The 22,845-nt window shown below is 71.2% G+C and carries 19 protein-coding genes; 16 read left to right on the top strand and 3 right to left on the bottom strand.

Going from position 1 to position 22,845, the window contains the following annotated elements; genetic code table 11:
* Positions 1–82 precede the first annotated feature (82 nt).
* Both BM333_RS11185 and BM333_RS11180 read left to right on the top strand, forming a co-directional pair.
* Positions 83–961 (top strand): ABC transporter ATP-binding protein, encoded by an 879-nt coding sequence (locus BM333_RS11185; RefSeq protein WP_092311335.1) that lies wholly within the window; start codon positions 83–85, stop codon positions 959–961.
* Positions 962–971: 10 nt separating this feature from the next.
* Positions 972–4,547, top strand: a complete 3,576-nt coding sequence (locus BM333_RS11180) for a M1 family aminopeptidase (protein ID WP_092311332.1) — start codon at positions 972–974, stop codon at positions 4,545–4,547.
* A 4-nt stretch (positions 4,548–4,551) separates the two neighbouring features.
* Here the strand turns inward: BM333_RS11180 and upp are convergent, their stop codons facing one another.
* Positions 4,552–5,193, bottom strand: a complete 642-nt coding sequence (gene upp, locus BM333_RS11175; protein ID WP_092311329.1) for a uracil phosphoribosyltransferase — start codon at positions 5,191–5,193, stop codon at positions 4,552–4,554.
* Positions 5,194–5,286: 93 nt separating this feature from the next.
* On the opposite strand from upp, the gene ku reads away from it, so the two are divergent.
* From ku to BM333_RS11115, 12 genes are all read left to right on the top strand, one after another.
* A complete protein-coding gene (gene ku / locus BM333_RS11170; protein WP_092311326.1) occupies positions 5,287–6,168 on the top strand; it encodes a non-homologous end joining protein Ku in 882 nt (293 codons plus the stop codon).
* Positions 6,169–6,297: 129 nt separating this feature from the next.
* Complete coding sequence (locus tag BM333_RS11165) at positions 6,298–6,627, top strand: PadR family transcriptional regulator (protein ID WP_092311323.1); 330 nt, start codon at positions 6,298–6,300, stop codon at positions 6,625–6,627.
* Positions 6,628–6,643: 16 nt separating this feature from the next.
* Positions 6,644–7,744 (top strand): HAAS signaling domain-containing protein, encoded by a 1,101-nt coding sequence (locus tag BM333_RS11160; protein WP_092311320.1) that lies wholly within the window; start codon positions 6,644–6,646, stop codon positions 7,742–7,744.
* A 79-nt stretch (positions 7,745–7,823) separates the two neighbouring features.
* Complete coding sequence (locus BM333_RS11155; RefSeq protein WP_092311573.1) at positions 7,824–9,590, top strand: SLC13 family permease; 1,767 nt, start codon at positions 7,824–7,826, stop codon at positions 9,588–9,590.
* Positions 9,591–9,657: 67 nt separating this feature from the next.
* The gene (locus BM333_RS11150) at positions 9,658–10,761 is read left to right on the top strand and encodes a bifunctional transcriptional activator/DNA repair enzyme AdaA (protein ID WP_092311317.1); all 1,104 of its coding nucleotides are present in this window, start codon (positions 9,658–9,660) and stop codon (positions 10,759–10,761) included.
* Positions 10,742–11,269: a methylated-DNA--[protein]-cysteine S-methyltransferase gene (locus BM333_RS11145; RefSeq protein ID WP_092311314.1), complete on the top strand. Its 528-nt coding sequence runs from the start codon at positions 10,742–10,744 to the stop codon at positions 11,267–11,269. The genes BM333_RS11150 and BM333_RS11145 overlap by 20 nt, the downstream gene beginning before the upstream one ends.
* A 139-nt stretch (positions 11,270–11,408) precedes the next feature.
* On the top strand, positions 11,409–12,488 hold the full coding sequence (gene nadA / locus BM333_RS11140; protein ID WP_092311311.1) for a quinolinate synthase NadA: 1,080 nt from the start codon (positions 11,409–11,411) through the stop codon (positions 12,486–12,488).
* Positions 12,489–12,597: 109 nt separating this feature from the next.
* Positions 12,598–13,458, top strand: coding sequence for a metalloprotease (locus BM333_RS11135; protein ID WP_092311308.1), 861 nt, complete (start codon positions 12,598–12,600; stop codon positions 13,456–13,458).
* On the top strand, positions 13,455–14,963 hold the full coding sequence (locus tag BM333_RS11130) for an L-aspartate oxidase (protein ID WP_092311305.1): 1,509 nt from the start codon (positions 13,455–13,457) through the stop codon (positions 14,961–14,963). Before BM333_RS11135 ends, BM333_RS11130 begins: the two co-directional genes overlap by 4 nt.
* Before the next feature lie 14 nt (positions 14,964–14,977).
* The gene (gene nadC / locus BM333_RS11125) at positions 14,978–15,838 is read left to right on the top strand and encodes a carboxylating nicotinate-nucleotide diphosphorylase (RefSeq protein ID WP_092311302.1); all 861 of its coding nucleotides are present in this window, start codon (positions 14,978–14,980) and stop codon (positions 15,836–15,838) included.
* A gap of 68 nt (positions 15,839–15,906) precedes the next feature.
* Positions 15,907–16,122: a hypothetical protein gene (locus BM333_RS11120; protein WP_092311299.1), complete on the top strand. Its 216-nt coding sequence runs from the start codon at positions 15,907–15,909 to the stop codon at positions 16,120–16,122.
* Between the two features lie 2 nt (positions 16,123–16,124).
* Positions 16,125–16,355, top strand: coding sequence for a hypothetical protein (locus BM333_RS11115; protein WP_092311296.1), 231 nt, complete (start codon positions 16,125–16,127; stop codon positions 16,353–16,355).
* Between the two features lie 6 nt (positions 16,356–16,361).
* Here the strand turns inward: BM333_RS11115 and BM333_RS11110 are convergent, their stop codons facing one another.
* The gene (locus BM333_RS11110) at positions 16,362–17,495 is read right to left on the bottom strand and encodes a cell wall hydrolase (RefSeq protein WP_092311293.1); all 1,134 of its coding nucleotides are present in this window, start codon (positions 17,493–17,495) and stop codon (positions 16,362–16,364) included.
* A gap of 440 nt (positions 17,496–17,935) precedes the next feature.
* On the opposite strand from BM333_RS11110, the gene BM333_RS11105 reads away from it, so the two are divergent.
* Positions 17,936–18,121: a hypothetical protein gene (locus tag BM333_RS11105; RefSeq protein ID WP_092311290.1), complete on the top strand. Its 186-nt coding sequence runs from the start codon at positions 17,936–17,938 to the stop codon at positions 18,119–18,121.
* A gap of 150 nt (positions 18,122–18,271) precedes the next feature.
* Positions 18,272–18,634, top strand: coding sequence for a DUF6481 family protein (locus BM333_RS11100; protein ID WP_092311287.1), 363 nt, complete (start codon positions 18,272–18,274; stop codon positions 18,632–18,634).
* 22 nt (positions 18,635–18,656) lie between these two features.
* Here the strand turns inward: BM333_RS11100 and BM333_RS11095 are convergent, their stop codons facing one another.
* A complete protein-coding gene (locus BM333_RS11095) occupies positions 18,657–22,703 on the bottom strand; it encodes a PAS domain S-box protein (RefSeq protein ID WP_092311284.1) in 4,047 nt (1,348 codons plus the stop codon).
* Positions 22,704–22,845 lie beyond the last annotated feature (142 nt).

The following is a 22,845-nucleotide window of genomic DNA, read 5'->3' as shown; positions in this document are numbered from 1 at the left end:
CTGCGCCAACCTGACCCATGTTTAACTTGCGACCCCGGGACGCCGACGACAGGGTAGAGGCGCACCAGAGGGGGATGCGCGCATGCTGACGATCGAGAACCTGACCCACGTCTACGGCAACGGAACGCGGGCGCTGGACGACGTCAGCCTGACCATTCCCAAGGGCATGTTCGGCCTGCTGGGTCCGAACGGGGCGGGCAAGTCGACGCTGATGCGCTCGATCGCCACCCTGCAGACCCCGACCTCGGGCTCGATCCGCTTCGGCGACATCGACGTCATCAAGGAGCCGGAGAAGCTGCGCCGCGTGCTCGGCTACCTGCCGCAGGACTTCGGCGTCTATCCGCGGGTCTCGGCCTGGGACATGCTGGACCACATGGCTGTGCTGAAGGGCATCGCCAACGGCCGCGAGCGCAAGGAGACGGTCACCGCCCTGCTGCACCAGGTCAACCTGTGGCCGGTGCGCGGCAAGGCGCTGGCCGGCTTCTCGGGCGGCATGCGACAGCGTTTCGGCATCGCCCAGGCGCTGATCGGCAACCCCGAACTGATCATCGTCGACGAGCCCACCGCGGGCCTCGATCCCGAGGAGCGCAACCGCTTCCTCAACCTGCTCGCGGAGGTCGGCGAGAACGTGGTGGTGATCCTGTCGACCCATATCGTCGAGGACGTCACCGACCTGTGTCCGCGCATGGCGGTGCTGGCCGGCGGCAAGATCCAGCTGGAGGGCGCCCCCACCGACCTGATGCACAGCCTCGAGGGCAAGGTCTGGCGGCGCGTCATCGACAAGGCCGACCTCGCCGAGTTCCAGAGCTCGCACAAGGTCATCTCGACCCGCCTGCTCGGCGGGCGCACCGTGGTCCACGTCCTCTCCGACAGCCACCCGGGCGACGGTTTCGAACGGGCGCCGGGCGGGCTGGAAGATGTCTACCTCGCCACCGTCGCCGCTTCGCGCCGCGCGGCCTGAGGGCGCGATCATGTTCGGAAAGATCGCAAGCTTCGAATTCCGCTACCAGCTGCGCCAGCCGGCCTTCTGGGTCATTGCCATCGTCTTCGGCCTGCTGGCCTTCGGGGCCGTGGCCAGTCCCAACGTGTCGCTCGGTTCGGGCGGCAATGTGCACAAGAACGCCCCCTACGCCCTCGCCGGCGCGCACATCATCTTCAATGTCTTCTTCATGCTGGCGACCACGGCGATCGTCGCCAACGTCATCGCCCGCGACAGCCATACCGGCTTCGGGCCGCTGATCCTGTCGACGCGGATCACCAAGGGCGCCTATCTGTACGGCCGCTTCCTCGGCGCCTTCGCCGCGGTGGCGCTGTGCTACCTCAGCATCGCCATCGGCACCCTGCTCGGCACCTTCATGCCGTGGGTCGATCCCGAGACCGTCGGTCCGCTGCGGCTCGGCGACTACGCTTACTCCTACCTGGTGTTCGGGCTGACGGGCGTGTTCCTGACCTCGGCCCTGTTCTTCACCCTCGCCACCGTGACCCGGTCGATGATGGCCACCTACATCGGGGTGGTGGCGGTGCTGATCGCCTATCTCGCCAGCACCGGCGTGCTGGGCAGCCGGCCCGAGTTCGAGACCGCCATGGCCTGGGCCGAGCCGTTCGGCAGCGGGGCCTATGCGCTGGTGACGAAGTACTGGACCGCCGCCGAGCGCAACACGCTGAACGCGCCGCTGGAAGGCGTGCTGCTGTGGAACCGGGTGATCTGGACCGCCGTCGGCGCCGCCCTGCTGGCCGCGGCCTACCTGCTCTACAATCCCTCCCCGAAGGGGGCGAAGCTGCGCAAGCAGGAGCGGATGAAGGCGCTGGTCGAACGCGACGCGCCGCCCGCCGCCCCGGTGGGCTCGCTGCCGCGCCCGAGCTACGGCTTCAGCAGCGGCCTGGCGCAGCTGGTGTCGCGCACCCGCTTCGAGATGGCGCTGGTGTTCAAGAGCCCGGCCTGGGTGGTGCTGGTGCTGCTGGCGTTCGCCTTCGCCGTGGCCACCCTGTTCTTCACCGGCGAGATCTACGGCGCGCCGATCCTGCTGGTCACCCGGGTGGTGATCACCGCCCTGACCGGCACCTTCGGCCTGATCTCGATGGTCATCGCCATCTACTATTCCGGCGAGCTGGTCTGGCGCGACCGCGACCGTCGCACGCACGAGATCGTCGACGCCACCCCGACGCCGGACTGGACCTTCCTCGTCCCCAAGACCCTGGCGCTGGCGCTGGTGCTGATCTCCACCCTGGCGGTCGGCGTTCTGGCCGGCGTCGTGACCCAGACGATCAAGGGCTACACCGACTTCGAGTTGGACAAATACCTGCTCTGGTATGTCCTGCCGCAGGGCCTCAGCTTCACCCTGCTGGCGGTGCTGGCGATCTTCGTCCAGGCCCTGTCGCCGAACAAGTTCGTCGGCTGGGCGATCATGGTGGTCTACCTGATCTCGACCATCGTGGCGGTGAACATGGGCTTCGACCATGTGCTGTACCGCTACGGCGCCGGCATCGGCGTGCCGCTGTCGGACATGAACGGCGTCGGCGACTTCGCCGGCTTCAGCGCCGTGACCGACGCCTACTGGAGCGCCTTCGCGATCATCCTGCTGGTCATCGCCTGGGGCCTGTGGCGGCGCGGGACCGAGACGCGGCTGTGGCCGCGGCTGAAGCGCTTTCCGCGCCGGCTGGCGGGTCCGGCCGGCCTGATCGCCGGCGTGGCGCTGGTCGCCTTCGTCGGGCTGGGCAGCTTCATCTACGTCAACACCAACGTCTGGAACGACTACCAGTCCCGCGACGCCCGCGAGGCCGAACAGGCCGCCTACGAGAAGGCCCTGCTGCGCTTCGAGAATACGCCGCAGCCGGAAATCGCCCACATGCAGCTGGCCATGGACCTGCGTCCGCACCAGCCGAAGCTGACCACCCGCGGGACCTATGTGCTGGAGAACCGCACCGGGGAGCCGCTCAGCGAGGTGCACCTGCGCTGGACGGACGATCTCGCCATGGTCCGCCTCGAGGTGGAGGGCGCCACGGTCGCCCGCGAGTGGCCGGAGTTTGAGTACCGCATCTATCGCTTCGCCACGCCGCTGCAGCCGGGCGAGCGCCGCACCGCGACGTTCGAGACGGTGCTGGAGCAGCGCGGCTTCAAGGCGTCTGGGAACACCACCCGGCTGGTCGACAACGGCACCTTCGTCAACAACATGGAGTTCGCCCCCATGATCGGCATGAGCCGGCAGGGGCTGCTGGACGACCGCAGCAAGCGGCGCAAGCTGGGCCTGCCCGCCGAGTTGCGGCCGGCGAAGCTGGAGGACGAATCCGCCCGCGACGGCAACTATCTCGGCGCCGGCTGGACGACCGCGGACATCACCGTCACCACCGACGCCGACCAGACCGTGGTGGCGCCGGGCCGCATGGTGTCCGATGTCGTGCAGGGCGACCGGCGCACCTCGCGCTTCGTCACCGAGTCGCCGGTGCTGAACTTCTTCTCGGTGCAGTCGGCCGAGTACGAGCGCACCGCCCGCATGCACGACGGGGTCGAGCTGGTCGTGTTCCACGACCCCGACCACGACCGCAACGTGCCGCGTATGCTGGACGCCCTGGCCGCCTCGCTGGACTATTTCCAGGCGAACTTCAGCCCCTACCAGTTCCGGCAGGCGCGGATCGTCGAGTTCCCGGACTACGCCAGCTTCGCCCAGTCGTATCCGAACACCTTCGCCTGGTCGGAGGGGCTCGGCTTCATCGCCGACCTCTCTGACGAGACGAAGATCGATTACGTCACCTACGTCGCGGCGCACGAGTTCGCGCACCAATGGTGGGCCCACCAGGTCATCGGCTCGGACCAGCAGGGCGCCACCGCCCTGTCCGAGACGCTGGCCCAGTACTCGGCCCTGATGGTGATGGAGAAGCTGTACGGCCGCGAGCAGATCCGGCGCTTCCTGAAGGACGAGCTGGACGGCTACCTCAGCGCCCGCGGCATGGAGCGGCTGGAGGAGCTGCCGCTCATGCGGGTCGAGAACCAGCAGTACATCCACTACCAGAAGGGCGGCCTGGTCATGTACCTGCTGCGCGACCAGCTGGGCGAGGATGCGGTCAACCGCGCGCTTCGCCGGGTGCTGGCGCAGTACGCCTTCAAGGGCGCGCCCTGGCCGCGATCGCTGGACCTGGTGCAGGCGCTGCGCGCCGAGGCGCCGGCCGACAAGCAGGCGCTGATCACCGACCTGTTCGAGAAGATCACCCTCTACGACGTCAAGACGACCGGCGCGACGGCGATCCGCCGCGCCGACGGCCGCTGGGACGTCGCCGTCACGGTGGAGGCGCGCAAGCTGTACGCCGATGGCGAGGGGGCCGAGACCGAGGCGCCGCTGAACGAGAGCTTCGACGTCGGCCTGTTCACCGCCGAGCCGGGCAAGGGGGTGTTCGACGAGGCCGACGTGATCCTCGTCGAGCGCCGGCCGATCCGCTCGGGGACCCAGACCCTGCGCTTCGTCGTCGACCGCGAGCCGAAGTTCGCCGGCGCCGATCCCTTCAACAAGTGGATCGACCGCAACTCGGACGACAACGTGCGGGCGGTGGACTGACGACTCATTGCGTCCCGAACAGCCGGTCGCCGGCGTCGCCGAGGCCGGGCACGATGTAGCTGTGCTCGTTCAGGCGCTCGTCCACGGCGGCGGTCCAGATCGGCACGTCCGGGTGGGCGGCGCGCAGGCGCTGGAGCCCCTCGGGCGCGGCCAGCAGGCAGACGAAGCGCAGGTCGGCGGCGCCGCGGCCCTTCAGCCGGTCGAGCGCGGCCACGGCGCTGCGTCCCGTGGCTAGCATCGGGTCGACCACGATGCAGCGGCGGGCGGCCACGTCTGCGGGCGCGCGGAAATAGTACTCCACCGCCTTGAGCGTCTCGGGGTCGCGGTACAGGCCGATGTGGGCCACGTCGGCCTCGGGCAGCAGATCCAGCATGCCGTCCAGCAGGCCGAGGCCGGCGCGCAGCACCGGCACGAACACCGGCGCTGCGACCCGCACGCCGGTGGTCTGCGCCACCGGCGTCTCGAGCGGATACTCGGTGACGGAAAGGTCGCGCGTCGCCTCGTAACCCAGCAGGACGGCGATCTCGCGCAGCAGGCGGCGGAACTCGGCGGTCGGCGTGTGCCTGGCCCGCATGATCGACAGCTTGTGCCGCACCAGCGGGTGGTCGACGACGGTGAGGGCGGCGGAGGAGGGGCTTGCGGTCATCCGGGCAGCACACACCGCCCCTTCCGCCCTGTCCAGCGGGCTGAACGAGTCCGGCCACGCCGCGTTGAGTCGGCCGAACAAGGAGTCCGCACCATGGCCGCCCGACCCACCTGGCAGGGGCATTTGAAGCTGTCGCTCGTGACCTGTCCGGTCGCGATGTACACGGCCACGTCCAGCCGCAGCCACGTCAGCTTCCACCTGATCAATCCCGAGACCAACAACCGCATCCGCATGGTGCCGACCGACCCGGACACCGGTCCGGTCGAGCGCTCCGACCTGGTGAAGGGCTACGAGGTGTCGAAGGACGAGTACGTCCTGTTCGAGGACGAGGACTTCGACAAGGTCAAGCTGGAGAGCACCCGGACCCTGTCGATCGACGAGTTCGTCGACATCGACGACATCGACCGCCTCTACTGGGACGACCCCTTCTACATCGTGCCCGAGAAGGGGGTCGGAACCGACGCCTTCGCGGTGATCCGCGAGGCCATGCGCTCGGCCGGGAAAGTCGCCATCGGTTGCCTGGTGCTGCGCGGCCGGGAGCGGCAGATCGCGCTGGAGGTGCGCGGCAAGGGCATGGTCGCCTACAGCCTGCGCGCCCACGAGGAGGTCCGCGACGCCGCCGACTTCTTCGACGACATCCCCGACGTCGAGGCCGATCCGGACATGGTCGACATCGCCGAGCGACTGATCGGGCAAAAGGAGGCCGAGTTCGACCCCAGCCAGTTCAGGGACCGCTACGACGAGGCCCTGCGCGAGATGGTCAAGGCCAAGCAGAAGGGCGGCAAGGGCCTCGTCGAGGCGCCCGAGCCGGAGGACACCAACGTCATCGACCTCATGGCCGCGCTGCGCAACAGCCTGAAGGGTTCCGCCTCGGGCGGCGGGGGCAAGGCTCCGGCGAAGAAGGCGGCCCCGAAGAAGACCGCGGCGAAGAAGCCGGCGGCGAAGAAGGCTCCGGCCCGGAAGAAGGCGGCGTAGGCGTTTCGCGTCACCTCTCCATCGCCTTGAGGGGCGATGGAGAGGTGAACGCCGTTCGACTTGACACCCGTTCACACTCTGCGCCATACACTGTGTGACACACACTATGTGGCGGACAGGTGAGCGGGCATGGCGGTCGATCCGGACCTCTTCGAGAGCATGAAGCTGGAGCTGCGACGCGGATCGCTGGTGCTGGCGGTGCTCGCCTGCCTGAGGACCGAACGCTACGGCTACACCCTGCGCCAGGCGCTGGCCGCCGACGGGCTGGAGATGGAGGAATCCACCCTCTACCCGCTGCTGCGCCGGCTCGAGAGCCAGGGCCTGCTCGATAGCGAATGGCGCGAGGAGGAGAAGCGGAAGAAGCGCTTCTACCGCCTGTCGCCCGCGGGGACGGCCATGCTGGCCGCCCTGATCGACGAATGGCGCGGCATCAACGCCTCGCTCGACAAGCTTCTATGAACCGGGGGACCGTCCGATGGACATGATCGACCGCTACCTGGCCGCCGTCGCGGCCCAGTTGCCGCAGGACCAGCGCGAGGACATCACCGCCGAGCTGCGCGACCTGATCCTGAGCCGCTTCGAGGCGCGCGAGGAGGAGCTCGGGCGGCCGCTCAGCGAGGACGAGCAGGAGGAGATCCTGCGCGAGATCGGCCATCCGCTCGTGGTCGCGGCCCGCTACCGCAAGGGGCCGGACTCGCTCGTGGGGCCGGAGCTCTTCCCCTACTGGCTGTTCGCCGTGAAGGCCGGCCTGCTGCTGGTGCTCGCGGTGCAGGCCATCGGTCTGTTCATCCAGATCCTCACCGATCCGGTCGACGCGGGGGACGCCATCTCGAGGGCGATCCACGGCTTCATCGGCGGCGGCCTGACCCTCGTGGGGGTGGCGACGGTCATCGCCGCGGGACTGGAGCACTACAACGTCCGGCCGCGGTGGATGACGCACTGGCGGGTGAAGGATCTCGGCGCCTTCGGCCTGTCCGATCCGGCCGCCTGGGGGGCGGCGGCGGCGGGCAAGCCGGAGGCGAAGGCGGTCTGGGCCCCGAAAGCGTCTGTCGGCGGGTGGCCGGGCGGCGAGCGCCTGTTCTCGCTGCTGGTCACCGGGGTGTTCGTGCTCTGGTGGGTGGGCGCGCTGCATTTCCCCGGCCTGATGGAGTTCCCCCTGCGCGGCGCCGACGCGACCGTGAGCGGGGCGCCGGTGTGGACGGCCCTGCACGGCTTCATCCTCGTCTACGCCCTCGGCTGCATGGCGGTGGATCTGGTCGGTCTCGCCCGACCCGCAGCCACGCGGCTGCTCGGCGCCGGGCGCGCGGCGCTGGCCGCCGCCGGCCTTTGGCTGACCTGGGCGATCTTCGAAGCCGGACACTGGTTCACCCTCAAGCGCGACGGCGAGACGGCGCGGATCGCCGGCGACTGGTCGATGCTCGATCTCCAGACGCTGCGCTCGCTCGGCGACAGCGGACGCGAGCTGGCCGGGGTGGCCGAAAACCTGTCGATCGTGGCCGTCTGGGTGCTGGCGATGATGGCCGTCGGGCTGATGTTCCAGCTGCTCGGCGGCCTCTGGAAGCTGGCGCGGGGCTGAGCCAAGCGTTGCAGCGAATCCCCGTGATCTGCGTTAACGCCCGGCGGCGATCCGGCCGCCGGGGCATGAGACGGTGGGCGTGACGCTGCAGCAGGGGCTGGCCTTCGGCCTGGTCGGCCTGACCATCGCCGGCTTCATCTGGGGCCGGTTCCGCTACGACCTCGTGGCCCTGGCCGCGCTGGTGGGGGGGCTGGCGGTCGGCGTGATCCCGGCCGAGGCGGCCTTCGACGGCTTCCGCAACGACGTGACGGTGATCATCGCCGCGGCGCTGGTGGTCAGCGCCGCCTTCGCCCGCTCGGGCATCGTCGAGCTTGCGCTCAAGCGCGTCCTGCCGCTGCTGAAGACCGAACGCAGCCAGGCCCCGGTGCTGACCCTCGCCGTCACCCTGCTGTCGATGGTGACCAAGAACGTCGGCGCCCTGGCGATCATGATGCCGGTGGCGATGCAGCTGACCCGTCGCACGGGTACGTCGCCTTCGCGCATTCTCATGCCCATGGCCTTCGGAGCCATGGCCGGCGGCATGGTCACCCTGGTCGGCACCTCGCCCAACATCATCGTCGCCGAGACCCGCGCCGAGCTGATGGGCGAACCCTTCGGCATGTACGACTTCGCCCCGGTCGGGCTGGCGCTGACCGCCCTCGCCCTCGTCTTTCTCGCCTTCGGCTATCGCCTGCTTCCGCGGCATCGACAGGGGACGATCAGCCTCGGCGAGGCGCTGTCGGGGCAGGGCTACGGCACCGAGGCGCGCACGCCCGACGACTGGGAGCCCGAGACCGTCAAGGCGTTGCGCGAGCGGGGGGCGGAGGTGCGCATTCTCGCCCTGATCCGCGGTGGGCGCCGGATTCCCCGGCCGCGCGGCAACCAGAAGGTCCAGCCCGGCGACAGTCTCCTGCTCGAGGGCGGCCCCGAGGCTCTCGAGTCCTTCTTCGCCGCCACCGGCCTGCGGCTGGTCCGGGACGATCACCCCATCGCCCGCGAGCAGGCGACCGACGAGGTGCAGGTGGTCGAGGCGGTGGTCGGCGCCAACTCGCCGCTGGCCGGTCAGACGGCGCGGCAGGCTGATCTCTATGGCCAGTACGGCGTCAACCTGCTGGGCGTCTCGCGCAGCGGTCACGAACTGACCCAGAAACTGCGCTCGGCGCGGCTGAGACCCGGCGACATCGTGCTGCTGCAGGGCGGCGAGGCGCGGTTGCCCATGGCGCTGCAGGAGCTCGATCTGCTGCCCCTGGCCGAGCGGCAGGTGCGGCTCGGCGGGTCGCGGCGGCGTTTCCTGCCCGCGGTGGTGCTGGCGGCGGCCATGGTGCTGGTCGGCTTCGGCGTCGTTCCGGTCGCGGTCGCCTTCTTCGGCGCGGCGGTGATCATCGTGGCGCTCGGCGGGCTGAAGATGCGCGAGGCTTACGCCGCACTGGACGGGCCGCTGCTGGTGCTCATCGCCGCCCTCATCCCGGTGTCGGACGCCATCCAGCAGACCGGCGGCGCCGACCTGATCGCCGGCCTGATGCGCGACCTGTTCACCGGCCTGCCCGCCGTGCTGGCGGTGGGCGGACTGATGCTGGCGGCGATGGCGGTGACGCCGTTCCTGAACAACGCCGCGACCGTGCTGATCGTCGCCCCGATCGGCGCCAGCCTCGCCACCCAGCTGGGCTACGATCCCGACGCCTTCCTGATGGCCGTGGCGGTCGGCGCGGCGTGCGACTTCCTCACCCCTGTCGGCCACCAGTGCAACACCCTGGTCATGGGGCCGGGCGGCTACCGCTTCGAGGACTACGCCCGCCTCGGCGCCCCGCTCAGCCTGCTTGTGCTGCTGGCGGGTCCGCCGCTGATCCTGCTGTTCTGGCCGCTCTGACCGTCCGGCCGCTCCCGTGTCCGAAAACCGCGAGACTCGCGGTCGGGGCAGGCGCAGGATGGCGGCCATGGAAACCGCTCGCGAACTCGACCAGGAGGCCTGCTATCGCGCCGTGCTGACGCGCGACGCGCGCTTCGACGGGCGCTTCTTCGGCTGCGTGAAGACGACGGGAATCTACTGCCGCCCGGTCTGCCCGGCGCGGACGCCGAAGCGGGAGAACATGTTCTTCGTCGTCTCCGCTGCGGCGGCCGAGGAGGCCGGCTTCCGGGCCTGTCTGCGCTGCCGCCCCGAGACGGCGCCGGACATGGGCGCGTGGCGGGGCACCTCCAACACCGTCAGCCGGGCGCTGGCGCTGATCGAGGCGGGCGCGCTGGACGAGGGCGACGTGGACGCGCTGGCGGGGCGCCTCGGGGTCGGCGAGCGCCATCTGCGCCGCCTGTTCCGCCAGCACCTCGGCGCCGCCCCGGTGAGCGTGGCCCAGACCCGCCGCGTGCTGCTGGCCAAGGCCCTGATCCACCAGACTGACCTGTCCATGGCCCAGGTGGCGCTGGCCTCCGGCTTCGGCAGCGTGCGCCGCTTCAACGAGACGTTTCAGGCGCTCTACGGCCGCCCGCCGTCGGCCTTGCGCCGGCGTGGCGAACGCGAGGCGCTGGCCGGCGTGCGGCTCAGCCTGCCCTACCGCCCGCCCTACGACTGGGATGGCATGCTGGCGGCTCTGGCGGCGCGCGGCGACGCGGTGGAGGGCCGGCGCTGGTCGCGGAATCTCGATCGCGAGATCGACGGCGCCGGGGGCTTCATCACCGTCGAGCCCGGCGAGAAGGGCCGGGTCTCGCTCTGCATCGAGGCCGACGACCTCAGGGCGCTGCCGGGCGCGCTGGCGCGCGTGCGCCGGCTGTTCGACCTGTCGGCCGACCCCGAGGCGATCGCCCGCGACCTCGCCGCCGATCCCGTGCTGCGACCGCTGGTCGAGGCGCGGCCGGGGCTGCGTCTGCCGGGCCGATGGCTGGACGAGGGCGCCGACGCGCCCAGTGACCGGCTCGAGGACCCGCGGCTCGCCGCCCGCGCCGAGGCCTGGCGTCCATGGCGCGCCTACGGAGCCCTGCACCTCGTGGCGGCCGGGATCGACGTCGCAGACCTGATGGAGAACGACGATGCGAAACGCGCTGCCTGAGACCCTGACCCTCGACCGCATCGCCACGCCGGTGGGCGAAGCCCTGCTGGTGGTCGACGCCGACGGCGCGGTGCGCGCGCTGGACTTCGTCGACTACGAGGCGCGCATGCGCCGGCTGCTGCGCCGGCACTGCGGCGTCGACCCGGTGCTGGTGGAAGGTCGGGCCCCCGAACCGGTGCGCCGGGCGGTGGAGGCCTACTTCGCCGGAGACGTCCGGGCGCTGGACGGGCTGACGGTCAGGACCGCCGGCACCGCCTTCCAGCGGGCGGTCTGGGCCGCGCTGCGCGCCATTCCCGCCGGCGAAACCCGCAGCTACGGCCAGCTGGCGGCGGCGGTGGGCGCGCCCAGGGCTGTGCGCGCCGCCGGTCTGGCCAACGGTCAGAACCCGGTCGCCGTCATCGTCCCCTGCCATCGCGTGATCGGGGCGAACGGAACCCTGACCGGCTACGCCGGCGGGCTGGAGCGCAAGCGCTGGCTGCTGGCGCACGAGGGGGCGCCGGTCCGCTGAGCCCTTGCATTTCGCCGCGATCCGCCTAGATTGTAGCTGCTTATGCTGAAAGTGAGCATAAGTCGGCGGCGGGGCGAGATGCCGGGCCGCCGTTCTTCGGGCCTCTGATTTGCTCATATCGAGCAAAAGGGTGGATGCAATGGCTGACGGGGCGTTCGGGCTGACGAGGGAACTGGAGCGGGCGACCGCGCCGGTGTGGGCCAAGGTCAAGGACCACGTCACGCCGCTGGAGTGGCCGGCGCAGGCCGCGCTGATCGCCGAGATCAACGCGCTGAAGCGCGAGCGCGACGCCGTTGTCCTGGCCCACAACTACATGACGCCGGAGATCTTCCACGGCGTGGGCGACTACGTCGGCGACAGCCTCGGTCTGGCGAAGGAGGCCGCGAAGTCGAAGGCGAAGGTGATCGTCCAGGCCGGCGTGCACTTCATGGCCGAGACCTCCAAGATCCTGTCGCCGGACAAGACGGTGCTCATCCCCGACCTGCGCGCCGGCTGCTCGCTGGCCAGTTCGATCACCGGCGCCGACGTGCGCCTGATCAAGCAGCGCTACCCGGGCCTGCCGGTGGTCACCTATGTGAACACCACCGCCGACGTGAAGGCCGAGACCGACATCTGCTGCACCAGCGCCAACGCCGTGCAGGTGGTCGAGTGGGCGGCGAAGGAGTGGGGCGTCGACCGGGTCATCCTGATCCCCGACGAATACCTGGCCCGCAACGTGGCGGCGCAGACTAACATCGGCATCATCGCCTGGAAGGGCCGCTGCGAGGTGCACGAGCGTTTTACCGCCGACGACATCGCCGATATGCGCGCGGCGTATCCGGGAGCCGAGATCCTGGCCCACCCGGAGTGCCCCGAGGAGGTGCTGGCGGCGGCCGATTTCGCCGGCTCGACCGCGGCCATGACCGACTACGTGACGGCGCGGAAGCCGAAGCAGGTGGTGATGATCACCGAATGCTCGATGGCGTCGAACGTCGCCGGCGACGTCGAAGGCGTCCAGTTCATCGGCCCCTGCAACCTGTGCCCGCACATGAAGCGGATCACCCTGGAGAACATCCGCGACTGCCTGGTGAACATGCAGTTCGAGGTGACCGTGCCCGAGGACATGGCCGAGCGCGCCCGTCTGGCGGTGCAGCGCATGATCGACCTGCCGCCGCCGGCCGTTCCGGCCCGCTACGACATGATCAAGGCCCGGCATCACGTGGCGGTGGAGCTGATCTGATGCACTACACGCCGCCCCTGCGGGCGGTGGCGAAGGTGGATCGCCGCAGCCTGCGACTTCTCGCCCTCGTGGCCTTGTGGCTGCGCGCGGAAAAGGCCACGTCGGGCAGATGAGCGACACCGAAGCCCCCCGCCGCCCCGGCCCCTGGGACCCCAAGCCGGAAGAGGCCGCGCCCGCATCCCGGGCGGAGCCGGCGCCCGCGCGCGCGGCCGCCGCCGAGCCGCCGCTGGACAAGGGCCAGCATCCGGTCTGGGCGATCGTCTCGACCCTGCTGCTGGGCGGCTTCATCTGGTGGCTGAGCGGCAGCTGGGTTATCGCCGTCGCCGCCATCTGGGGGCTGTTCGTGCACGAGTACGGCCACGTGCTGGCGATGAACCGCCTCGGCATGGGCCCCGCGCGGATCTACATCATCCCCTTCCTCGGCGGCGTGGCCCGCAGCCAGCGTCTGCCGCAGAGCGAATGGCACGGCGTGCTGGTCTCGCTGGCCGGGCCGTTCTTCGGCCTGCTGGCGGCGATACCCTTCTTCGCCGGCTTCATCGCCACCGGCCAGGCCGCCTGGCTGCTCGGCGCGGCGATCATCGCCCTGATCAACCTGGTCAACCTGGCTCCAGCCCCGCCGCTGGACGGCTCCAAGGCGCTTGGGCCCGTGCTCGCGGGCATCCACCCGATGCTGGAGCGCCTCGCCATGATCGCGGTCGGCGTGCTCGTGGTCTGGTGGGGTCTGACCACTGGCCGCTTCATCCTCGCCGTCTTCCTCGGCATCGCCCTGATCGGCCACCTCAAGCGCGGCGCCTGGCGACCCGAGGGCCGGCCCCTGACGGCGCGAGAGTCCCTGTCGAGCGTCGCTCTCTACGTGGGGACGGCGATCGCCTGCGCCGGCGTCGGCGTGGCGGCCCTGATGCCGCTGGCCGAAGGCTCCCTGCCCGGGGCCCTGTCCGTCGCCGGCGGCTACCTCGGGATCGGTCGTTGACGGCCCGGATCGTCCAGGACGGGCCGCTGATCATCGGCGGCGGCCTCGCCGGCCTCTCGGCCGCGCTGGAGACGGCGCCCCGCCCGACGCTGGTGGCGACCCCCGCGCCGTTGCTGCAGGCCTGCTCCTCGGCCTGGGCCCAGGGCGGCGTGGCGGCGGCCCTGACGGCCTCCGACACGCCGGAGCTTCATGCAGCCGACACCGCCGCGGCGGGGGCGGGTCTGGTCGACCCCGAGGCGGCCCGGGCGCTGACCGCCGAGGGCCGCGCCACCGTCGAGTGGCTGGTCCGGCTCGGCGCGCCCTTCGACCGCGACGCCGCCGGCGGCTTCGCCGTCAGCCGCGAGGCGGCGCACTCCCGTCCCCGCGTCGCCCGGGTCGGCGGCGACGGCGCCGGCCGGGCCATCCTCTCCGCCCTGGTTGCGGCCGTCCGCGCCGCGCCGCATGTGCAGATCTGGGAGGACGCCCGCCTGCGCGGCCTGCTGCAGGACGCCGACGGCCGGGTCCGCGGCGCGCTGATCGAATGCGGCGGCCGGCTGGTGGAAGTCATCGCTCCGGCCGTGGTGCTGGCGACCGGCGGGGCCGGCGGCCTGTACGCGCGCACCACCACCCCCACCGCCCTGCTCGGTGAAGGCATGGCCCTGGCCTGGCAGGCCGGCGCCGAGATCCTCGATCCCGAATTCGTCCAGTTCCATCCGACCGCGATCGACGTCGGACTCGACCCCATGCCGCTGGCCACCGAGGCCCTGCGCGGCGAGGGGGCGCGGCTGGTCGACCACGCCGGCGCCTATCTTCTCGGGGCGGCCGCCGACGCCGACCTCGCCCCGCGCGATGTCGTCGCCCGCGCCGTGCACGCGGCCCGCAGCGACGGCCGCGGGGCCTTCCTCGACGCCCGCGCGGCTGTCGGTGCGCACTTCCCCGAGGCCTTCCCGGCGGTGTTCGCGGCCTGCATGCGCGCCGGGCTCGACCCGCGCGAAGAACCGATCCCCGTCGCCGCCGCGGCCCACTACCACATGGGCGGGATCGCCGCCGACCTCGACGGGCGCACCACCCTGCCGGGCCTGTTCGCGGTCGGGGAATGCGCCGCCGCCGGGGTGCACGGGGCCAACCGGCTGGCGTCCAACTCCCTGCTGGAGGCGGCCGCCTTCGGCCGCCGCACGGGGCGCGCCGCCGCGGCCGAGTTCGCGGGCGGGGGCCGCATCCCTCCTGCGCGCCGGCCGGCGCCGGACCTGCAGCCACGCCCCCTGGCGCGCCTGCGTCTGGCGATGAGCGAACTGGCCGGGGTGATCCGCACCGGACCGGGTCTGACCAATCTGATCGCCACCCTGGACCAGCTGGACGCCGGCCGGGTCCCGGCGCTGCCGTCGGTGGCCGCGCGCCTCATCGCCGAGGCGGCGCTGGCCCGTCGCGAGAGCCGCGGCGGCCACTATCGCGCCGACTTCCCGGAGGCGGCCGCCGAGGCCCGTCACACGCGGCTGCGCCAGCCCGCTCTCGTCCCCGCCGAATGACTGCCGAGGTCCGGATGATCCCGTCGCTGCCCGACCTGCTGATCGAGCCCGTCGTGCGCCTGGCTCTGGCCGAGGATCTCGGCCGGACCGGCGATGTCACGGCCCGGGCCTGTATTCCCGAGGGCGCGCGCCTGCGCGCCGCCTTCGTCGCCCGCAAGCCCGGCGTGCTGGCCGGGCTCGACTGCGTGCGGCTGGCGGCTCGGACCCTCGATCCCGCCGCCACGGTCGAGCCCCGCCTGCGCGACGGCGCGGCCTTCGAGGCCGGGGCGACGCTGGTGGAGGTCGAGGCCGACGCCCGCGCCCTGTTGGCGGCCGAGCGCACCGCGCTCAACCTGCTCGGCCGGCTGTGCGGCATCGCCACGCTGACGCGAACCTATGTGGAGGCCGTGGCCGGAACGGGCGCGCGCATCGCCGACACCCGCAAGACCACGCCGGGACTGCGGGCGCTCGAGAAGCACGCCGTGCTGTGCGGCGGCGGCCTCAACCACCGCTTCGGCCTCGACGACGCCATCCTGATCAAGGATAACCACGTCGCCGTCTGCGGGGGGGTAGGGGAGGCGGTGCGCCGGGCCCGCGCCGCCGCCGGACACCTGATGAAGGTCGAGGTCGAGGTCGACGGACTGGACCAGCTGGACGAGGCCCTAGCCGAGCGTCCCGATGTGATCATGCTCGACAACTTCACCCTGCCGATGCTGCGCGAGGCGGTCGGTCGGGTGAAGGACCTCGCCGGACGTCCGATGCTGGAAGCGTCAGGCGGGGTCAATCTCGACACCGTCCGCGGCATCGCGGAGACGGGCGTGGACGTGATCTCGGTGGGCGCCCTGACCCACTCGGCGCCGTCGCTGGACATCGGCCTCGACGCCCTGCCGGGCTGACCGGCGAACCGCGCTACGGAACGGCGGCGGCCGCTGGTGGTTCTCCTTCACAACGGAAGGAGACCGTCATGACCCACGCCCCGAAGATCCCGAAGGAACAGCGCAGCTACGCCGACAAGGGCGCGCAGAGCGTCGAGGACGCCGCCGCCGTCGATCGCCGCGACCTGCGCACCGGGGCCCAGTCCGGCCAGCCGGGCGACGCCGACGTCAACACCGGCGAGCAGGGCCGCTTCGGCAACATCAAGCAGAACACCACCCACCAAGGCCACCAGCAGGACCGCTGATCATGACCGACAACAACCAGCACACGCCGGAGCCCGTCGACGAGAAGCGCTGGGGCGGTCCGGGCTCCAGCCACCAGAATGCGAAACAGGAGCCGCCCGCGTTCGAGGATCCGCGCGAGGGCGGTCCGACCAATCCGCGCAACAGCAAGATCTCGGGCGGAGGGGGCGAGCGCGACCTCAAGCACAGCCACATGGACGAGCATCGCTCGTCCAAGGGCCATCGTGACGCCTGACCGCCGTCAGACGACCGGAACGGCCGGCGCGTCCGCCTGGGCCGGAGCGGCGGCGCGCACGGCCGGGCGCGAGGCCGGCGCTGCAGGCGCGGCCGGCGGTGGGGCGACGACCGGGTTCGCTGGCGCGGCGACCGGCGACGGCGCGGGGGCCTCGACCGGGGCGCGGCCTTCCTGGGCCAGGAGCAGGTTGTAGGCGATGGCGCCCGCGTCGCGAGCCGGCCCGGTGGGATCGAGGCTGGCCTGCACCAAGCGCGGAGCCTCGGCGGGGGCGGACGGACGGGCGGCGTAGGAGAAAGCCGACCGCGATCCCGCGCGGCCGCCGAAGCGGTAGAACAGGTGGTCGCCGACCTGCCCGACGCGGACAAGCGTATGCCTCCAGCCGGGCGCAACGGCCGTGGTGTGGAAATGGGTGGCGTTGCCGACGCGCGGGAAGACCTCGCCGGACAGGCCCGCGGAGGCGATATCGCGGGCGCGGTTCCAGGCCGCGCGGTTGACACGGCCGCGCATCGAGCCGTTGCAGGTGAAGCTGAACTGGCAACCGGTGCGGCGTCCGGCCCCTTGGAAGACGACGCCGCAGACGCTGTTCGGGAAGGCTTGGTGGCGCACCCGGTTGAGCACCACCTGGACAACGGCGCGCATGCCGTCGCGGCCCTCGCCGCGGGCTTCATAATAGGCGGCTTGGGTCAGGCACTCGAGGTCGCGCGAGGCGTCGAGCGCGGTGCCGAGGCGGAAGGGTTCGGCCGCTGTCGGTCCGGTCAGGCTGGCGCGGCGCAGGCCGCCTTCGGCCGCTCCGGCGCGCAGCTGCTCCAGTCGGGCGGTGAGCAGTTCGGCCTGCCGGTCCCGACGGGCGGCCCCGGCGACGGTGTAGGGGTCGTGTCTGCGGGCGATGGAAAGGGCGCTCTCGTCCAGACCCCCCGCTGCCGCGGCCAGCGCTTCCTCGGTGAAGCCGGCAGCCGTGGCGCCTTCAAGTCGCTCCGCCTGCGTTCTCAAGGTCGAGGCCTTGGCCGCCGCCCCGCCCAGCCAGGCTCCGCCGACGCCCAGTCCCAGCAACGCGCCGAACAGCGCCGCCGCCGTCGCGGGCCGGATCCGGGCCACATGATCGGCAGTCGGGGTCGCACGCGTCTGCGAGGGAGTCGGCAAGGGCTCAATCCTGTTCGGCAGGGCGCAGTGCCGCCCCCGGGTAGTCTCGCGGCCGGGCGACGAACGGGTCGCGAACCGGCTGCGGTGTATCGACGCTCGGCGAACAGCCGGGGCGTCAAAGGAGGCGCCTTTAGCCAGCCGTTTGTGGCGTCAATGTGGTCGATTCGCAAGATTCAGGTGCGGCGCAACATCGCGACGCCTGTGTGATGTATGTGGATAGTTTTCTTGGGGCGCTCCGGGTCATCATCCCAAGATCGGGCATGATATACTGTATTGCGATGCACAAGGTCTTCACAGGCGCGGGCGATGTCAGCTTATCCGGGGCCGGGAAAAGTGCCGCAATAGCCGGGGCAAGATTCCGTTCGTGACCGTGAACTGACCGGCTCCGGCGGAACCGCCGCGGCCACGGTGGCGTTGGAAGCGGCACAGGAGACCTCATCATGCGCACCTTCAGCACCACCCTCGCCATCGCCGGCTTGGCGCTCGCCACGGCCGCCTGCGGGGCGACGATCGAGCAAAAGGCGGCGACGGGGGCCGTCGCCGGCGCTGTCGTGGCCGGACCCGTCGGCGCCGCCGTCGGCGGAGCGGCAGGGGCCGCCGTCGGTCATGCGGAGAAGCCGAACTGACACACCTGCGACGCCGCGGCGCCCGCGGCGGCCTCCAAATCTTGCTTTCCCTCCCTATATGGGGTTAGCCGGGCCGCCCGGGGCTGAGCGTCGCTCGTCCTGCGCTCGCCTGCACCCGACCCCCCGCTCAAGGACACGACGACTCCTCGCATGAGAGATCTGAAACAGACCGCCTTCACCGACCGCCTCGCCGCCCAACAGGAGGCCAAGAAGGCGCTCCTGGCCCGCTTCAAGCCCAAGCCCGCTGCGCCCGACCCCGAGTTCGAAAAGCTTTCCGAGAAGCGCGCCGCCGAGAAGGAGGCGCTGCGCCGGGAGCACGAGCTGGCCAAGGCTGAAGCGCGTCGCGAGAAGGCTGAAAAGGAAGCGGCGCGGCTGGCCGCCGAGCAGGCGGCGCAGGAGGCGGTCGACGCCGCCAAGCGCGCGGCGCGCAAGGAGCGGAAGCAGCTGACCAAGGAAGAGCAGAAGGCGGCGCGCGACGCCCGCTACGCCGCTCGCAAGGCGCGACAGCGCTGATCCGCCTGCGGGCCCGGCGCCGTCAGTCGTCCGGGTTACGGCCGCGCCCGGCGCCCAGCACCTGGGCCAGTTGCTCGCCGGAATAGGGCTTGCGGAGAAACGGCCAGGGCGCGTCCGCCAGCGCCTCGTCGACGTCCTCGCCGGCGTAGCCGGAGGTGAGTACGATGCGCATTTCGGGGTAGTCCCTCGCACAGCGCCGCGCCAGTTCGATGCCCGTCATCCCGCCGGGCATGACGACGTCGCTGAGCATCAGATCGAACCGCTCCGCCTCGAGCGCCTCCAGGGCGTGCGGGCCGGTGTCTGCGCTCCTCACCTCGAGGCCCAGCGTCTCCAGCAACTCGAGGGCGACGGCGGCGACTCCGGGATCGTCCTCGACCAGCAGCAGACGGCGACCGGCGAGGCCTGCGTCCGTCCCGGCGTCGGGGGTCGCTGACGGCGTACGCTCCCGACGCTGGATCGGGGGCAGATAGATGCGAATCCGCGTGCCCTCGCCCACGGTCGAGTCGATCCGCACGCTGCCTCCGCTCTGGCGCGCAAAGCCGTAGACCTGGCTCAGGCCCAGACCGGTTCCCTTGCCGACGGCCTTGGTCGTGAAGAAGGGCTCGAAGGCGCGTTCGATGACCTCGGGGTCCATGCCGGCGCCGTTGTCGGTGACGCTGACGCAGACGAAGTCGCCCGCCGGCAGTTCGGGGACCTCGCCGGGTGCGACCGTGCAGCTTTCGGTCTGCACGGTGACCCGGCCCCGGTCGCCCAGCGCGTCGCGGGCGTTCACCACCAGATTCAGCAGCGCCGCCTCAAACTGGGCGGGGTCGACGTTGACCCTTGCGCCGCCGCGCCGGAGCTTGAGGCGGAACTCGATCGCCTCGCCCACGGCCCGGCGGAGCAGGGGCTCGCTCTCCCGGATCAGGGCGTTCAGGTCGGTCGGCTCGGGTCGAAGCGCCTGGCGCCGCGAGAAGGCGAGCAACTGGTGGGTCAGGCCTTCGCCCCGCCGCGCCGCGGCCAGGGCGGCTTCGCCCAGCTTGCGCTGGCGCGCCCGGTCGTCCGGGGAGCGCAGCATCATGTCCAGGGCGCCGATGACCACCGTCAGCAGGTTGTTGAAGTCATGGGCCACGCCGCCGGTCAGGCGCCCGACCGCTTCCATCCTTTGGGCGTGCATGAGGTCCGCCTCGGCCTTGGCCTTCTCGGCCAGCGCCTCTCCGACCCGTTCCTCCAGCAGCTCGTTGATGCGCTTCAGATCCTGCTCGGCCCGCTTGGCTTCGGTGATGTCGATGTTGGCGCCGACATAACCCTGGAAGTGGCCCGCCCCGTCGAAGCGCGGAATGCCTTCGCAGCGAAGCCAGCGTCGTCCGAGCTGCGGATGGTCGATCTCCATCAAACCCTGGAATCGGTCGCGCAACTCGACCGCATGCTCGAAGGCCGCACGAAAGTCCTGCAGGCCGAAACGCTCGGCGGTCGCCGCCCAGCTCTGCCGCAGGTTCTCCTCACCAACGTTGAAGAAAGCCTTGTAGCGCCGGTTGGCGAAGGCGATCTCGCCCTCCGGGTCGGTCATCCAGATCTGCACCGGCGCGCTGTCGGCGACGGTGCGGAAACGTGTTTCTGATTCCAGCAGCCGCGCCTGCGATTCCCGCATCTCGGTGACGTCGAAGGCGACGCCGACGAAGCCGATGGTCTCCCCGCCGGCGCCGAAGCGGGGGCGGGAGAAGGACTTCAGCCAGCGATAGACCCCATCGTGCCGGCGATAGCGGGCCTCCAGCGAGAACGGCTGTCCCGTGGCCTCGCCCGCCAGCGATTCGGCGACGATCCGCTCCTGGTCGTCCGGATGAAGCATCTCCCGCCATTCGAGCAGTCGCGCCTCTTCGTAGGATCCGCCCGAGAAGGCGACGTAGGCCTGGTTGACGAAGGCGCGGACCCGGTCCGGGCCCGTCACCCAGATCAGAACGGGCGCCGTGTCGGCGATGGCGCGGAAGCGTTCCTCGCTCTCGCGCACCTCGGCCTCCGCGCGGGTGCGTTCGATCTCCGCCCAGGTGCGGGCGGCCACCTCCTGAAGCAGGTCGCATTCCTCGTCGGTCCAGCTGCGCGCTTCTGAATCGTGGGCGTAGAGGAAGGCGCGAAGTCGCCCCGACCGGATCAGGGGCGTGCGCATCAGCGAGCGGGTGCCCAGCCGTTCGAACACGGGAAGCGCGTCGAGGGTTCGGGGATCCTCACGCACGTCGCGGATGCGGATGGTCCGGCCTTCCGCGAGGTCGGCGATCAAGCCGGCCCCCAGGTCCTCCAGCCGGAATTCGCCGGCGGCGCTGGCCACCCCGGTGGTCCAGTCGCGGCTCATGAACACCAGACCGCGCTGCTGGTCGACCTCGCCGTAACCGACGCGGGCGGCGCGCAGCTCGGCGCCCAGGGCCTCTTCCACCCGCGCCATGACCGCTTCCGGCGTCGTCAGGTCCCGCAGCGAATCGATCAGGCCCAGAAGGAACGACTGGCGTCGCTCCTGTCGCGCCATGGCCTCGATCGCCTCACGGCTGTCGGTCACGTCGAACGACATGCCGACGTAGCCGAGGAACACGCCGTCGACGCTGAACCGCGGGTTCACGGCCACCCGCATCCAGCGCCAGGCGCCGTCGCCGCGGCGGAACCGGGCTTCGAAGCCGTAAGGCTCGCGCAACGGACGGTGAGCCTCCTGCGCCTCCGCCACCTGGGCCACATCCTCCGGGTGGAGCGCGGTGCGCCAGACGTGTCCGAGCAGCCGGTCGGCCGGCTGGCCATAGAAGTCGACCAGTGCGCTGTTGGCGAATTCGACCTCGCCCTCGGCGTTGGTCAGCCAGACCGGGGAAGGCGCGGTGTCGGCCATGAGCCGGAACCGGGCTTCGCTCTCGCGCAGCGCCGCTTCCGCGGTCTTCGCGTCGGTGATGTCCACGATCACCGCGATGTAGCCCTCGACGAGACCGCCAGGGCCGGTCAGGGCGCGGAGGCTGATGACCACCCAGACGACCGAGCCGTCAGGTCGGAGGTAGCGTTTCTCGAGCTGGGCGCCGCCGCTGCGCAGCGCCTCGCGCAACGCCTCGCGGGTGCGCTCGAGGTCATCGGGATGACTCACGGCTTCGGTGGTCAGCCCCACGACCTTGTCATAGGGGACCCCGAGGATCTCTGCGTATCGGGCGTTGGCGCTCAGGATCGAGCCGTCGAGGGCGACCCGGGCGATCCCCGCCGAAGCCTGGTCGACCATGGCCTGCAGCTGCGCCTCGCGCTCGCGCAGCGCCGCTTCCGCGGCCCGGGCGTCGGTCACATCGACGTTGACGCCGATCATCCCGCGGAAGACGCCTTCCGCATCGAAGCGCGGCCGGGCGTCGGTGTGCAGGGTCCGCCAGGCTCCGTCGCCGCGGCGATACCTCGCCTCAACCTCGAACCGACGATGCGTCTCCGCCGCGGCGATCGTGGTCGCCAGCACCCTTTCGCGGTCGTCGGCATGCAGGAAGCGGCTGAAATCGAGATCGGCCCCGCTGTCGGCGAGCCCCCAGAACCGGCGCAGCGCCTCGTTCAGATGCACGCAGGCGCCGTGCTCGTCGCTCATCCACAGCATCACCGGGGCCAGTTCGCTGATCAGATGCAGCCGCCCCTCGGTCTCGTCGATCCGCGCCGCGGACGCCTGCAGGTCCTCCACGGTGGCGTCGAGGCGCCACAACGTCTTGCGCAGCGAGGCCGCGACGACGGTCGAGAACAGGCCGACGACGATGAAGTTCGTGGTCGCCACCACGCCCAGGCGGTTGCCGACGCCCGCTCCCAGCGCGCCCCACCCGACGATCAGCCAGCCGCCGAACAGGCAGGTGAAGAGGGCGGTCAGGCCGGCGATGCGCCCGCCGGCCAGAGCCGCAGCGATCACCGCCGGCAGCAGGATCATGAAGCCGGTGACCTCGGCGTAGAAGCCGGACAGCAGCTTGCGCAGGAGCAGCATGGCGGCGGCGCAGGCCAGACCAATCAGCACCGACGCCCACCACGGACGACGGCCCACGCGCGCCAGCCGGCGCACGCCCCAATCGATGTCCACCAGTCTACGAAGGCCCGTGACCGCGCCCATTCAGCCCCCAACACCGCGCGTGCGCGAACCTACAGCAACGCCTTGCCCCGCAATGCGTTCCGGTCGGGACCGGCCCCGGAGCGACCCCGACCCTCGCCCGCGACACCGGTCGCCGCAAGGCCGGATCTGGACTCAGGCGCGG

The sequence above is a fragment of the Brevundimonas viscosa genome (assembly GCF_900116065.1).
In the GTDB taxonomy this organism is placed as follows: domain Bacteria; phylum Pseudomonadota; class Alphaproteobacteria; order Caulobacterales; family Caulobacteraceae; genus Brevundimonas; species Brevundimonas viscosa.
The sequence above is the reverse complement of the archived record's forward strand: the minus strand, read 5'-3'. Positions and strand labels throughout refer to the sequence as shown.

Coding starts and splice junctions, on each gene's coding strand:
- BM333_RS11185 (WP_092311335.1), top strand. CDS start 83: ATGCTGACGATCGAGAACCTGACCCACGTCTACGGCAACGGAACGCGG.
- BM333_RS11180 (WP_092311332.1), top strand. CDS start 972: ATGTTCGGAAAGATCGCAAGCTTCGAATTCCGCTACCAGCTGCGCCAG.
- upp (WP_092311329.1), bottom strand. CDS start 5,193: ATGACCGCAAGCCCCTCCTCCGCCGCCCTCACCGTCGTCGACCACCCG.
- ku (WP_092311326.1), top strand. CDS start 5,287: ATGGCCGCCCGACCCACCTGGCAGGGGCATTTGAAGCTGTCGCTCGTG.
- BM333_RS11165 (WP_092311323.1), top strand. CDS start 6,298: ATGGCGGTCGATCCGGACCTCTTCGAGAGCATGAAGCTGGAGCTGCGA.
- BM333_RS11160 (WP_092311320.1), top strand. CDS start 6,644: ATGGACATGATCGACCGCTACCTGGCCGCCGTCGCGGCCCAGTTGCCG.
- BM333_RS11150 (WP_092311317.1), top strand. CDS start 9,658: ATGGAAACCGCTCGCGAACTCGACCAGGAGGCCTGCTATCGCGCCGTG.
- BM333_RS11145 (WP_092311314.1), top strand. CDS start 10,742: ATGCGAAACGCGCTGCCTGAGACCCTGACCCTCGACCGCATCGCCACG.
- nadA (WP_092311311.1), top strand. CDS start 11,409: ATGGCTGACGGGGCGTTCGGGCTGACGAGGGAACTGGAGCGGGCGACC.
- BM333_RS11135 (WP_092311308.1), top strand. CDS start 12,598: ATGAGCGACACCGAAGCCCCCCGCCGCCCCGGCCCCTGGGACCCCAAG.
- nadC (WP_092311302.1), top strand. CDS start 14,978: ATGATCCCGTCGCTGCCCGACCTGCTGATCGAGCCCGTCGTGCGCCTG.
- BM333_RS11120 (WP_092311299.1), top strand. CDS start 15,907: ATGACCCACGCCCCGAAGATCCCGAAGGAACAGCGCAGCTACGCCGAC.
- BM333_RS11115 (WP_092311296.1), top strand. CDS start 16,125: ATGACCGACAACAACCAGCACACGCCGGAGCCCGTCGACGAGAAGCGC.
- BM333_RS11105 (WP_092311290.1), top strand. CDS start 17,936: ATGCGCACCTTCAGCACCACCCTCGCCATCGCCGGCTTGGCGCTCGCC.
- BM333_RS11100 (WP_092311287.1), top strand. CDS start 18,272: ATGAGAGATCTGAAACAGACCGCCTTCACCGACCGCCTCGCCGCCCAA.
- BM333_RS11095 (WP_092311284.1), bottom strand. CDS start 22,703: ATGGGCGCGGTCACGGGCCTTCGTAGACTGGTGGACATCGATTGGGGC.